Source organism: Nonomuraea sp. 10N515B, from assembly GCF_052245915.1.
Classification (GTDB): domain Bacteria; phylum Actinomycetota; class Actinomycetes; order Streptosporangiales; family Streptosporangiaceae; genus Nonomuraea.
This window is the reverse complement of sequence record NZ_JBQQBQ010000037.1, coordinates 25179-36040: the sequence shown is the minus strand read 5'-3', so window position 1 is coordinate 36040 and position 10862 is coordinate 25179. Positions and strand designations below refer to the sequence as shown.

The window sequence follows — 10862 nt, the reverse complement described above, 5'->3', positions numbered from 1 at the left end:
TGGTACAGCGAACAGGAAGATTTACGGTGAACTGGCCCCCTTAGCGGAAATATTTCGCCTGGGTGGGGTTTGGGGCCACCACTCCTCCCGATAGCCCGGCCGAGACCTGTACCTGGCTGCCAGATGCCGCAGTAGCTGCCCGTGCTCCTCATCCTCGTGTACCAGTTGCTTGGTCGCGGTGAGGCGGTCGAACAACCGGCGCAGGATCTGGGTCCGCCGGGAGTCGCGGTCCTCGTCGAGGCAGGCGCGCACGAACGCGATCATCTCTTCCATCACCGGCTGAGGCGATTGTCGTAGCTGGCCTTCCACCAGGCTTCCGCCTCGCCGAAGTCCATCTCGGGGATCTCCTGGTATTCCCCGATGATCGTCCACCCATCGGGCACCGGCGGAGAGGGCACCGCCACGCCATCCTCTTCGGCCAGGCGGTGGATGGCGTCGGCTTGTGTCGCGGTGATGGTGGGGCCTTCCACGGCGAACGTCCGCGAGCGGCCGATGGGCCGGGCCTGGGCGGCGGCGAGGAGGCTGACGGCGCCCTCGAACCATTCCACGCCGCCGAAGTGGATCACGATGCGTCGTTGTTCCATGACGGTGAGTATCCCGCTTGCCGGGGTCTCCGCGCCCGTAGATCGACTACCCGCTCCCAGGCCGTCGCTGCCTTCGCCCATTCAGCCTCGGCCGTCTTCCATCCGGCCTCGGCCTGCGCCCACGCTCCGGCCGCACGCTCCCACCCACGCGCCGCCCGGCGCGTCTCGCGCCATACCGCCAAGACCGCGCACACCTGAGCCGCGGCCAGGACTGCGACGACGACTCCAGCGAACCACCACATCATGGGCTCTACTCCTCGCGCTGGGCAGGCCCGCCTCCCGTCGTCATCGTCACACGAAGCGGACGCGACCCTTCGGCCCGCCACCGTAGAACGCCAGCAGCAACGCGTCCGCATTATCGGGCGACCGCCCCAGCCGCTTAATGATCTCCTCCTTCTTCTCCACCCGGATCCGCCCCTGCGGGTCCGCATCCCACTGCGGCTCCAGCAGCTGCGCTACGGTCGTGTCGGCGTTGTCCATGCCCGACAGGTCCCAGCCGCGGCGCTCCGACAGGCCGCGGCCGACCTCCCACCAGATCTCCGCACGCAGGTTGGCGAACCGGTCCGGCCTGCTCGCCTTCTCCCCAACATTCACCGCGACGATCTGCACGCCGCGCAGGGTCTTGTCGTTGCGCAGCTCGCCGATCACGCCAAACCCGACACCGATACTGTCGATCTTCACGCGGGTCGCGCCGGTCTCCCGGATCGCCATCTTGATCAGCGGGGCGATCCGCTCAGGCCGGTCCGTGTGCGCCCGCCACTCCCGCCCCGCCTGCCGGCCGCGCCGCTCGCGCACGACGGTCTCGTCACCGCCGCCGCCGACGTCGACGCCGAGCTCCACCGGCAGCAGCTCGGCCTCCTCGTACGGCTCGTCCCGGCCGATCCGGCACGCGGCCACGTCCGACGACCGGACGACCTGCCACTCGGAGTCCTCGGTGAACTCGCCGAGCACCTTGCTGCGGTACAGGGGGTTGTCCTCGCCCCAATCCTTGCGCTTCTCCTCCACCCACTCACGACCCACCAGCGCCGTCGCCATGGCCAGCGACACCTCCTCACCGGTCAGGTTCGGCGAGTCGAACGCGCTGATGCGGATCTGGTGCCAGCCCGACCCTGGCGTGGACACCCGACGGAAGTGGCTGGCGGGGTTGTCCGGGTTGCCGATCGCCAGGATGCGGCAGTCCGGGCCGGTGGCCAGGGCATCGGCGGCGATCCACAGCTGCTCGGGCACGCCGCACGCCTCGTCGATCACGACGAGCACCCACCGCGCGTGGATTCCCTGAAACCCCGACTCGTCGTGATCGGCCGGCTTGCGCCCGTACCCGACGAGCTCGTCATCGATGAGCCACTCCGTCTGATTGACCCGGCCGGGCAGCTCGGCGGCGCGGTGGTGCTTGCGGATGTAGCGCCACAGGATCGCCCGCACCTGCGAGAACGTCGGCGCCGTCGACACCACGAAGGCCTCGCCGGGCGGGTGCGTGTCCAGCCACCAGCACGCCACCAGCGCAGCCGTCCACGACTTGCCGACGCCGTGACCCGAGCGGACCGCCGTACGGCGGTGATCGCGCACCGCCTGGAGGATCTCGGCCTGCTTGGACCACACCGACTGGCCGAGACGCCGCCGCACCCACCCGACCGGGTCGGCCGCGTACAGCCGCCGCCGCTCGGCCAGCCTCTTACGGTCCACCGCAGACTTGAGCTGCCGCTGCACCAGGCGCAGCCGGCGGGTGTCGCCGGCGCGCACCAGCTCGTCGACGGAGGCGGCGATGCGCGCCAGGTCAGGCTGGCTCGTCATCGGGACCGTCCGGGCCGGGCTCGTCGTCGTCGAGGTCCCCGTCCCCGGTGACAAGTGCGGCGATCAGGTCCCGGATCTCCTCGCCGAGGTTCTGCGCGTCGATCGAGACACGCTGAGGGGAATCGAGCCCGAGCAGCCGCGCCCGCCGCTCCTGGATCCGCAGCAGCCGATCGATCGCCTGCAGCGCTGGCCCGTTGTCCTCCAGCGGTGCTCCCCCGCGGGTGAGCCGTACGACGCGGCCCTGCGACACCAGGTAGTGGGTGGCCAGCATCACCTCGCGCGCCTTCTGCGCGAGCTCGTCGAGCCGATCCAGCTCCAGCCGGCGCACCTCGTCGGCCGGCTCCTGCAGCGTGTCACGCAGGCCTCGCTGGACGGCGTCATAGGCGGTGTGAACGTCCACGCCGAGCTCAGCCGCGATCTGCCGGTAGGTCAGGTTCTGGGCGCGCAGACGGCACGCCTCGGCGTCTCGCCGGGCGGTATCGGGGTCGCGGTCGTAGCGGCCGTTGCCGTCACGCGTTGGGCCCGTCATGGCGTTGGGGTCGGGCCTGCTCTCATGGCTCTAATGTGCCCCGGATACGGGCCTCACCGTCGGGCCCTCGGCCCGGGGAATGGTCGCGGGCATGCATGGTGACGATGGGTTGCCCTCCTCGCAGTCGCACATGCCGGCGTTCTCCGCGTGCCAGCGCATCCAGGAGGTCATGCCCGGCCGCCAGTGCCGCCGCATGACCTCGACGTCCACGAGCTGTTAGCAAGGACTTCGGGGCTCATGTGGCCGGTGCCGGTCGCCGCGGTCACCTTGGACTGGCCACGGCCACGCCGGGGCCGTTTAGCAAGCCATGCATATGACATTAGTGAAATGCCGTTGTAGCACCAATCGGAGACTCTTTTGCGCTATGACCGAAATGCACCTAATCAACCCAGCTCCCATTGGCCATTCTTGATCAACCATTGACTCCACGGAGCCGCATGATGGCCCACATGCGGTGTTACCGTGTCAGCAGATCCCTGTGGCATTAAAAGGAAAATTCATAGACATGAACAGATATAACAGACATATTCGCACCGCTCTGGTCGGAGCAATGGTGCTGGGAGCCGGCGTGGTCTTCGCAGAGCCGGCTCAAGCAGCGACATGTGGTGAAGATGCCGCCTGTAATACCACGACGACGTTCGCCGTGACGGCGGACGTCCTGGACATCACCGTGCCCGATACGAGTGCTCTCAGCAGCAACGCGGCACCGGGCGGCTTCGCCTCGGGAAACCTCGGGGCGATCACCGTGACCGACGAGCGCGCGGCAGCCGACGCCTCCTGGACGGCGACCGTGACATCGACGGCCTTCACCACCGGCACAGCGCCGTTCGACGCCTCCGAGACCGTACCCACCACCAACGTGTACTACTGCTCCGGCGCCGCCACCAGCACCTCCGGCACCGGAACCTTCACTCCAGGCCAGACCGGCTGTGCCGCGCCACCTCCCGCCACCGGGCAAGACTTGAGCGTTGCGCGCACCGCCTTCGCCCACACCGGCGGCACCGGTGTCAACACCGCGGCCTGGAATGCCCTCATCACGGTGGACCCCGAGGCCGAGGACATCGCGGGCACGTACACCGGCACGATCACCCACACGATCACATAGCACATGACACGACGATCCCGGCCGTTCACAGCAGTCAGCGTGCTGGCTCTCGTGCTGCACGGCACGGGAGCCGCCCCCTTGTCCGCAGACGGCGGCATCGGCATCAGACTGCTCGAAGCCACCTTGGGCCGCAAAAACGACCCACGAGCCCATATCTACATCATCGACCATGTCAATCCCGGAACCGGGTTCTCCCGGCGACTCGAAATCAGAAACACCTCCAGCAAGCCGCAACGCGTAAAGATATACGCCGCCGCGGCGGAAATCCACGACGACAAATTCATTCCGGCGGCCAACCCGAACGCCAACGAACTTAGCCGATGGATTTCCCTCGACCGTCCGGAAATAATCGCACCACCGAACAGCCGCATACCGGTCAAGGCCACGATCAACGTGCCGGAATCGGCCACCCGAGGAGAACGGTACGGCGCCATCTGGGCCGAAGTGGGCTCCACGACGCCCGGCCCCAGGAAAAACGTCCAGGTCGTCAACAGAGTCGGTATCAGGGTCTATCTCGATATCGGGCCGGGCGGCGATCCCCCCTCGGACTTCGCCATCGACCAGCTGATTCCCGGCCGCACCGAGGACGGCCTGCCCGTGGTCAAGGCGACGGTGCGCAACACCGGCGAACGCGCCCTCGACCTGAGCGGGAAGCTGTGGTTGTCCGATGGGCCCGGCGGCCTCAACGCCGGGCCGTTCCCCGCCCAAGTAGGAACGACCATCGCCCTCAACGACAGCGCGCCCGTCATGGTGGTGCTCGACGCCCGGCTGCCCTACGGCCCCTGGAAGGTCACACTCACGCTACAGAGCGGCCTAGTCAAGCGCACCGTCACCGGCACGCTCACCTTCCCCGAGCAAAACGCCATGTGGGGGCTGCCCGCCCTCCTGAACTCGCCCGTGTCGCTGATCGCCGTTGCCACAGCGGCGATCAGCATCGCCTGCTGCGTGTACCTTTTCGTCCTGCCCCTCCTCCGGATGCGCCGTCGCCGCCAGCTTCGTGCCGCACGGGCGTTGGCCTCCCGGCCGTAACCGACCGGCCATCCCTGCCACGGGCCCACACGGTGAAACGCGTGGCCGGTCATCAGTCCCCGGGCCTCAGGTCACCGAGTGGACGATGACGCCGGTGTACGTCCCCGCCACGGCGGAGGCCGGCGGGGTGATGACGAGCGTCGGCTGCCAGCTCGTGGTCTGAGTGGACAGCGAGCTCTTGCGCCCGCTGAACGCCGTCACCGGTACCGACAGCGTCACACGCGCCTCCGTGGTGTCCTGTCCCGGGGTGCTCGAGCCACCGCCCGATGAGCCGGTGACAGGGCCGGACCAATACGCGACCGCGCCCCTTGTGACGGTCTCGGCCGGGGATCCGGCGCCGGTGGTGAAGTCCGTCGCCGACACCGTCGCCGCCCAGGTCGGATCCGCCGCCCTGGCGTCGGTCACGGTCACCGTGCCGAGCGTGGCGCTGATCGTACCGCCCGGACCCGTGCTACCGGCAGCGGCCGAGTCCGGCACGGTGATCTCCAGTTCGGTCTGACGCAGGACGAAAGTCGCCATCACTCTGTCGCCGACACCGGTGGCCGAAGCCATCGAGCCGACGCCGAGCCTGAGCACCACGACGGTCGAAACCAGCAGCGAGATGACCGTTCGCACGCCTTCCCTCTTCTTCACGACATCCGCTGGCAGCCTAGAACTTCCATGAGGCCAGCCGTCTGGAATCTCACCCGTGGATGGCAAACTTGGCGCCAAGGGCAAGGACCACACGCCTGCGCCCGCACGGCACCAGGCCGTACAGGCGCAAGACCGCTCCACGTGTCACGGGGGCCGGCGTCAGCACCTTCTCCTCCGGCTGCGGCGCGGCCGGCTTGCGCCGCATCCGCTCCTTCGCCCGCACCACCATCTTGTACAGCGTCGGCACCAGGACCAAGGTGAGCAGCGTCCCCTGCGGCGGGAGCACCGGCCAACACGAAGACCCCGGCGCCAGGGTTCATGCGCCGGGGTCTTCTGGGTGGGGCGGGGGAACAGGGAGCCACATCTCGGCCGTGGCCGCCGGCCAGCACGGGTGGGGGCTGGTCTTCCCATCCCTGAGCGTTCCCCCTGTTTGGGAGTCTCGGCAGGACCGTACCGCATACGGCGGATGCCGGTCAGGGGCGTACCTCGAACACGTCGGCGCGGTCCTGGCCTGGTGGGCGGCCGGGGCCGCGCCTGCCTCCCGTTTGGCAGTCAGTCCAGGTTCGCGAGTCCGGCGACGATGGCGTCGAGGTTGGTCTGCCCGCGGTTCAGGATGATGTCTGTCATGCGCTGGTCGACCCACGCCGTCACAGGGTCGTACCCGTTCTCCTCCAGCCATCGGCGCAGCGGGGCCGGCACCGCTGCGCGCACCGCCTCGGGGCCGCTTTCGACCAGTTCGGCGAGTTCGTGAAGCTCTGCCGTCAGCCGGCGGCCGAGTTCGATGTCGCCGGCCGTGGCGATGCGCGCGTAGAAGCCGCGGCCCGTGGTGAGATCCCTCATGTTGATGACGGCGGTGGTCGGTACGTCGACCGGTTGGCCGGACTCGGCGCCGTGCCAGGGGCATGGGGCCCCGGACATGGCCCTGCACCAGGCCATGAACGTGCGCGGGTCGCAGGAGGTGGGCTCCCATCCCCAGTTGACCACGCACCCGCACGTCTGCTGGATCGGCGTGTACGCGACCGATTCCGGCGTCTGGTGCGTGCCGAGCGGGGGCAGGGGTGATCGGCTCGGCGGTTTGCGCTTAGGGCTCATGAGGCACCCTCACTTTCGGGGAGGACCACAGCCCCCGCATGAGGCGTGCGGTCGATATCTCGGCGTCACCGTACGTGTTCAGCCGTGTACGCGTCTCAAAGATGCCCGGATGATCTTCCCCGTTCGCGGTCGACCAGCCGCCACGCGAAGACCCCGGCGCCCACGTTCGGGCGCCGGGGTCTATAGGTGACGCGAGAGGACAGGGAGCCACATGTCGGCGGGCCGCCAACCGACACGTGCGGGGGCTGCTCTACCTATCCCCGGGGGGTCTGGAAGACCGTAGCGCATAGCGGTGATGCCCGTCAGGGCCTTACTTCGAATACCTCGGCTCGGTCCTGGCCAGGTCCGCGGTCCGGGTCGTGCTCAGTGCGGCCGGTGGCCACGACGACGATGACCAACCAGGGAGGCTCAGCCCCGGTCTGTGCGATCACTTGGAGCATCCTGGCATCAGCGCTGAGTCGAAGGTCGCTGCGCTTGAACCATTGCCCGTCCAGATGGTCGGGCATGAAATCAGGCGGCAGCTCTGGAGCGGCTCGCAGCACGATGTATGCCGGGCGGTCTGTCATGTCTACGGGTTCACTTCCACGGCATCGCTACGGCGTCCCAGCATGCCCGGCACGGGCCCCCGTACGGGTCCTCGGTGGTGCGGCCGCACCCCTGGGGGCATAGGTCGATGGCGTTCAGCGCGTCGTCCGGTACCTCGCCGCGTGCGATGCGCAGCGCCTGCTCTTTCAGCTCGGCCATCTCCTCGGGGGTTTCGGCCTCCCAGGTGATGGCGATCTCGTCCCCGTCGAGGGTGTAGGTCACTTTCATGTTGCTTCCAGGTCGATGACGCAGGCCGGGGCCAGCGTGAGGTCTGCGGCGGCGTTCTGCCGCCACAGGGCGCAGCATCGGACGCACAGGTGTTCGGTGTTGCCGTTCTGCCCTTCCCACCGGTAGCGGGCCTTACCAGGGGTGCGGCCATCCTTGATGCGGCTGCAGCACGTGCAGTCCCCCGGCCGGGCCCGGCCGACGGTGCCGGGGATGACCACAGTGAGCGGGCCGTAGCGGTGGGTGCTCATTCCCACTCCTCGGGGTGGACTCCAGCGATGCGCGCGCCGAGTCGGAGCCGGGCCCGGCCGATCGCTTCGCTGATGCGCCAGCGGATGCGGCGTAGCTACGGGATGTGCACTGGCGGCCGGGTGTCCGGGATGAGCCCGCGCTCCATCGCCAGCTCTTCGGACATGGGCACCGTGGCGCTGAACTTGCGCACCGTGAACTCGCCATCGCTCATGCACACCATCATCGGCTCACTGGCCGCCCGGGCCGGCCGGGGTTGGTCCGCCGTTCTTCGATGTCGCCGCGGCGTATGTGCGGCACCCCGCAGACGTCGACCACGGGCAGCCGCGCCTCGTACAGGTAGTGCCGCAGGGTGGCGTACTCCACGTCGAGCAGCTCGGCGGCCTCGGGCCCGTCGAGTAGGTCGTCGGGGTGGCGGCTGAGCGGCCAGGAGGGGAGCTGGCGGCCGTTGCGGTACGCCTCCAGGCTGGCGCGGTCGTACAGCGGTTTGCGCCGACCCGGGTTGAACGGCCGCGGGAAGTCCTCGCTGCCGGCGATGCGCTTGTTGCGGAAGGTCTGCGGGCTCATGCCGAGCAGCTCGGCCGCGCCGGCGCCGTCCACGGCGTCACGTCCGGCCGGGATCATGCCTGGTGCTCCTCGCGCTCAGCTGCGGCTTGGCTGATCGGCGTGTACGGCTGGCCGGAGTCGTCCGGGGACAGCACCATGAAGCCGACGACCTCGCCGGCGCGGGTGTCGTAGATGGTCCAGCGCAGGTTCATGCCGCGGGTGCCTTCGCCGGATGCGGCGGCCTGCTCGGTGGCCTGGGCGCAGATCTCCTCTATGCGCTGCTCGGCCTCGTCGAACGTCGGTCTGCTGTCGATCACGTTGCCGAGCTCGTCTCTGATGTCGTACACGGAAAGCTCCTCTCGTCGCGTTCAGGGTGGCGGCCGGGTCGCGCCGGCCATGCGCCCGAATGGCGTTCTGTGGAGAACTCATCAGGGGATGTCGCCGATGTGGATGAGGGGCGGGCGCTGGGCCCGCCCCCTGCTGTTAGATTGCCGCTAGGCGACTCGGCCAGGTGATGCGGTGGGCGGTGTCGTAGGCGACTGCCCAGGTGGCGAGTTGCCGGTCGTAGGCGTCGCGGTCATCGCAGATGATCGTGAGCCCGCCAACCCGGACGCGGAGCTCGCCGCACCCGCTGGCCGAGTGCTGCGGGTTCTTGCCCCACACCTGCCGTCCCGGTTGCCAGCCGGTGATCGTGACCGCCGTCTGGATTCTGGTAACCGGGCTTACCAGATAGGCGGCGGCGCGCTGCCCGGTGAAGATCTGGGGGGCGATGCCGGAGGCGTCGCGCCAGGCCTTCCAGAGGCACCAGATGGCGTGCGGGTCGGTGACCGTGATGACCAGCCCTGGGATCAGGATCCGGAGGGTGTCGAGGATGGTCTCGACGTGGGTCTCGTGGTCACCGGCGTACCGGGCGGTGACGGTGGTGGTGTGATGGGCGGAGATGTTCCCCATCGGCTCTCCTCTGTTGAGTTCTCAATCGGCCGCGGGTTCCGGGGCTCTCACCCCCCGTCCCGACACCCCATAAATCTACCACACTTCTGTACTTGGGTGGAGGGGTTGACGGAAGAAAGTAGCCTGAAGATTCGGCTCCTCAATCGGCCGAAGGGGCCGGCGGACTCTCACCGGCCGCCGTGCCGAATTCCGCCGGCCCCACCCCCTGCCTCACCGCCTCGTACGCGGCCGCTCCGGGCCGGACTCGCCCGCGTCCGCGACCACGCACCCCGGCGGGATCAGCTCATACTCCTCAGCGGTGACCGGGATGCGAAGATGCCCCACCCGGCCCCGCGAGTAGATCCACCACTCGCGGTCGCCCCCGACTCCGGCGAGCAGCCGTATGGCTTCCCGCTCGGCAAGGGCCTCGTTGAGGGTCATGTGCTGGGTGCCCGGATCCCACGCGCTGACGGAGGCATGCCAGACCGGCCGCCCTTGGTTGAGGCGCGCTCAACGATCCACCGCCAGAATCGACACGAGCAGCAGGCCGGTGGCGTGGCGTCGTACCGCCCGGTAGGCGCCGAGGTCCTCGCGGCGCGGGTCGGTGAGCGGGTGCGCGAGGGCGTAGCGCTGACGCGGGTTCATCCGGCCGCACCCTCCGGCCGGCCCGACCCGGCCAGGGCGCGGGCGAGTTGCTGTTCGAGCGCCTTCACCTGGCGGCGCGTCTCGGTCGCCAGGTCCTGCCGTCTCTGCCGCTCGGCGGCCAGCGCGCCCTCCAGTTCGGCGATGCGCTGCTCGGCCTCCCGGCGGATCGCGGCGATCCGGGGCCTGGCGAGCTCGGCGGCGCGGTCCTCGATGTAAGCGGAGAGGTTGGCGATCGAGTCCCGCAGGACTTGGGCGAGGTCGAGTTCCGGTTTCTTGTCGGAGGGCGGGGGCGGCTCGACGACCGGCGGGGGTAGCTCGACGACCGGGAGGGACTCGACCGGTTCGGCCAGCGAGCCGGGGGCGAGCATGTAACCGACACGGTCGATGCAGCGGATCAGGCTACCGCCGTCGCCGAGGCGCCGCCGCAGGCTGTAGATGGACACCTGGACGTTCTTGATGGAACTCGGCATCGGCGTGGTGTTCCACACGTTGATCGTGAGGTGGTCGTAGGTCAGGACGGCGCCCTCGTTGAGGCCCAGTTCCAGCAGCAGCCGGAACAGCAGACGCGTCAGGTCCACCGGCCGGTCGTCGACCCATGCCCGGTAGGCGCGCGTGTCGATGTGGAGGCGGCCCCGGCCGGTTGTGCGTGTGGGGGTGGAGTCGTGGTCGCTCATCGCGCTTTCCTGGGCATGGCCTGGGGCTACAGGCCCTTCGGTCACTATCCGTGATGGGTCGATTACTGATAGACCTGCGTCGCGGGTTTCGGATCTGGAGGAGCGTGACCCGCGACCAGAGGGCTGTCCGGCGGCCTTGCTCACATTGCCTCCGCCTTGCCGGGCAGCCCTTCCCTCTCCACTGCCGCAGGTCACCGAGAGCCCCCTTGACGCACGACGATGGCGTCGTCGGGCACGTATTCACG

Annotated in this window: 17 protein-coding genes; 2 read left to right on the top strand and 15 right to left on the bottom strand. The window is 68.8% G+C overall.

The genetic code is table 11. The annotated features are described in order from the left end of the window. Positions 1-21: 21 nt before the first annotated feature. The 4 genes from ACTWQA_RS38880 to ACTWQA_RS38865 all read right to left on the bottom strand — a co-directional run bounded on the left by ACTWQA_RS38880 (position 22) and on the right by ACTWQA_RS38865 (position 2904). The gene (locus ACTWQA_RS38880; RefSeq protein WP_443164010.1) at positions 22-264 is read right to left on the bottom strand and encodes a DUF6221 family protein; all 243 of its coding nucleotides are present in this window, start codon (positions 262-264) and stop codon (positions 22-24) included. Positions 265-272: 8 nt separating this feature from the next. After that, positions 273-584, bottom strand: coding sequence for a hypothetical protein (locus tag ACTWQA_RS38875; RefSeq protein ID WP_443163930.1), 312 nt, complete (start codon positions 582-584; stop codon positions 273-275). 291 nt (positions 585-875) lie between these two features. Beyond that, complete coding sequence (locus ACTWQA_RS38870) at positions 876-2375, bottom strand: hypothetical protein (protein ID WP_443163929.1); 1500 nt, start codon at positions 2373-2375, stop codon at positions 876-878. Continuing rightward, entirely contained in the window at positions 2359-2904 is a 546-nt protein-coding gene (locus tag ACTWQA_RS38865; protein WP_443163928.1) for a hypothetical protein, read from the bottom strand. The genes ACTWQA_RS38870 and ACTWQA_RS38865 overlap by 17 nt, the downstream gene beginning before the upstream one ends. Before the next feature lie 643 nt (positions 2905-3547). On the opposite strand from ACTWQA_RS38865, the gene ACTWQA_RS38860 reads away from it, so the two are divergent. Then, entirely contained in the window at positions 3548-4009 is a 462-nt protein-coding gene (locus ACTWQA_RS38860; RefSeq protein ID WP_443163927.1) for a hypothetical protein, read from the top strand. A gap of 3 nt (positions 4010-4012) precedes the next feature. Further along, positions 4013-5038, top strand: a complete 1026-nt coding sequence (locus ACTWQA_RS38855; protein WP_443163926.1) for a hypothetical protein — start codon at positions 4013-4015, stop codon at positions 5036-5038. Positions 5039-5104: 66 nt separating this feature from the next. On the opposite strand, the gene ACTWQA_RS38850 is transcribed toward ACTWQA_RS38855, so the two are convergent. The 11 genes from ACTWQA_RS38850 to ACTWQA_RS38800 form a co-directional block, all read right to left on the bottom strand. Next, a complete protein-coding gene (locus ACTWQA_RS38850; protein ID WP_443163925.1) occupies positions 5105-5653 on the bottom strand; it encodes a hypothetical protein in 549 nt (182 codons plus the stop codon). A 67-nt stretch (positions 5654-5720) separates the two neighbouring features. Then, positions 5721-5957: a hypothetical protein gene (locus tag ACTWQA_RS38845; RefSeq protein ID WP_443163924.1), complete on the bottom strand. Its 237-nt coding sequence runs from the start codon at positions 5955-5957 to the stop codon at positions 5721-5723. 266 nt (positions 5958-6223) lie between these two features. Continuing rightward, positions 6224-6763: a hypothetical protein gene (locus ACTWQA_RS38840; RefSeq protein ID WP_443163923.1), complete on the bottom strand. Its 540-nt coding sequence runs from the start codon at positions 6761-6763 to the stop codon at positions 6224-6226. 576 nt (positions 6764-7339) lie between these two features. After that, on the bottom strand, positions 7340-7576 hold the full coding sequence (locus tag ACTWQA_RS38835) for a hypothetical protein (protein WP_443163922.1): 237 nt from the start codon (positions 7574-7576) through the stop codon (positions 7340-7342). Beyond that, on the bottom strand, positions 7573-7824 hold the full coding sequence (locus tag ACTWQA_RS38830; protein WP_443163921.1) for a hypothetical protein: 252 nt from the start codon (positions 7822-7824) through the stop codon (positions 7573-7575). Before ACTWQA_RS38830 ends, ACTWQA_RS38835 begins: the two co-directional genes overlap by 4 nt. Positions 7825-8044: 220 nt before the next feature. Further along, positions 8045-8446 (bottom strand): helix-turn-helix transcriptional regulator, encoded by a 402-nt coding sequence (locus ACTWQA_RS38825; RefSeq protein WP_443163920.1) that lies wholly within the window; start codon positions 8444-8446, stop codon positions 8045-8047. Continuing rightward, on the bottom strand, positions 8443-8715 hold the full coding sequence (locus ACTWQA_RS38820; RefSeq protein WP_443163919.1) for a hypothetical protein: 273 nt from the start codon (positions 8713-8715) through the stop codon (positions 8443-8445). Before ACTWQA_RS38820 ends, ACTWQA_RS38825 begins: the two co-directional genes overlap by 4 nt. 136 nt (positions 8716-8851) lie before the next feature. Then, positions 8852-9319: a hypothetical protein gene (locus ACTWQA_RS38815; protein WP_443163918.1), complete on the bottom strand. Its 468-nt coding sequence runs from the start codon at positions 9317-9319 to the stop codon at positions 8852-8854. Positions 9320-9529: 210 nt separating this feature from the next. Continuing rightward, positions 9530-9739, bottom strand: coding sequence for a hypothetical protein (locus ACTWQA_RS38810; protein ID WP_443163917.1), 210 nt, complete (start codon positions 9737-9739; stop codon positions 9530-9532). Positions 9740-9808: 69 nt separating this feature from the next. Further along, positions 9809-9943 (bottom strand): hypothetical protein, encoded by a 135-nt coding sequence (locus tag ACTWQA_RS38805; RefSeq protein WP_443163916.1) that lies wholly within the window; start codon positions 9941-9943, stop codon positions 9809-9811. Continuing rightward, positions 9940-10617, bottom strand: a complete 678-nt coding sequence (locus ACTWQA_RS38800; protein WP_443163915.1) for a winged helix-turn-helix domain-containing protein — start codon at positions 10615-10617, stop codon at positions 9940-9942. The genes ACTWQA_RS38805 and ACTWQA_RS38800 overlap by 4 nt, the downstream gene beginning before the upstream one ends. Between the last annotated feature and the right edge of the window lie 245 nt (positions 10618-10862).

What these genes read in the sequence shown, in the direction of transcription:
- ACTWQA_RS38880 (WP_443164010.1), bottom strand. Translation starts at nt 264, where the DNA reads ATGATCGCGTTCGTGCGCGCCTGCCTCGACGAGGACCGCGACTCCCGG.
- ACTWQA_RS38875 (WP_443163930.1), bottom strand. Translation starts at nt 584, where the DNA reads ATGGAACAACGACGCATCGTGATCCACTTCGGCGGCGTGGAATGGTTC.
- ACTWQA_RS38870 (WP_443163929.1), bottom strand. Translation starts at nt 2,375, where the DNA reads ATGACGAGCCAGCCTGACCTGGCGCGCATCGCCGCCTCCGTCGACGAG.
- ACTWQA_RS38865 (WP_443163928.1), bottom strand. Translation starts at nt 2,904, where the DNA reads ATGACGGGCCCAACGCGTGACGGCAACGGCCGCTACGACCGCGACCCC.
- ACTWQA_RS38855 (WP_443163926.1), top strand. Translation starts at nt 4,013, where the DNA reads ATGACACGACGATCCCGGCCGTTCACAGCAGTCAGCGTGCTGGCTCTC.
- ACTWQA_RS38840 (WP_443163923.1), bottom strand. Translation starts at nt 6,763, where the DNA reads ATGAGCCCTAAGCGCAAACCGCCGAGCCGATCACCCCTGCCCCCGCTC.
- ACTWQA_RS38835 (WP_443163922.1), bottom strand. Translation starts at nt 7,576, where the DNA reads ATGAAAGTGACCTACACCCTCGACGGGGACGAGATCGCCATCACCTGG.
- ACTWQA_RS38830 (WP_443163921.1), bottom strand. Translation starts at nt 7,824, where the DNA reads ATGAGCACCCACCGCTACGGCCCGCTCACTGTGGTCATCCCCGGCACC.
- ACTWQA_RS38825 (WP_443163920.1), bottom strand. Translation starts at nt 8,446, where the DNA reads ATGATCCCGGCCGGACGTGACGCCGTGGACGGCGCCGGCGCGGCCGAG.
- ACTWQA_RS38815 (WP_443163918.1), bottom strand. Translation starts at nt 9,319, where the DNA reads ATGGGGAACATCTCCGCCCATCACACCACCACCGTCACCGCCCGGTAC.
- ACTWQA_RS38810 (WP_443163917.1), bottom strand. Translation starts at nt 9,739, where the DNA reads ATGACCCTCAACGAGGCCCTTGCCGAGCGGGAAGCCATACGGCTGCTC.
- ACTWQA_RS38805 (WP_443163916.1), bottom strand. Translation starts at nt 9,943, where the DNA reads ATGAACCCGCGTCAGCGCTACGCCCTCGCGCACCCGCTCACCGACCCG.
- ACTWQA_RS38800 (WP_443163915.1), bottom strand. Translation starts at nt 10,617, where the DNA reads ATGAGCGACCACGACTCCACCCCCACACGCACAACCGGCCGGGGCCGC.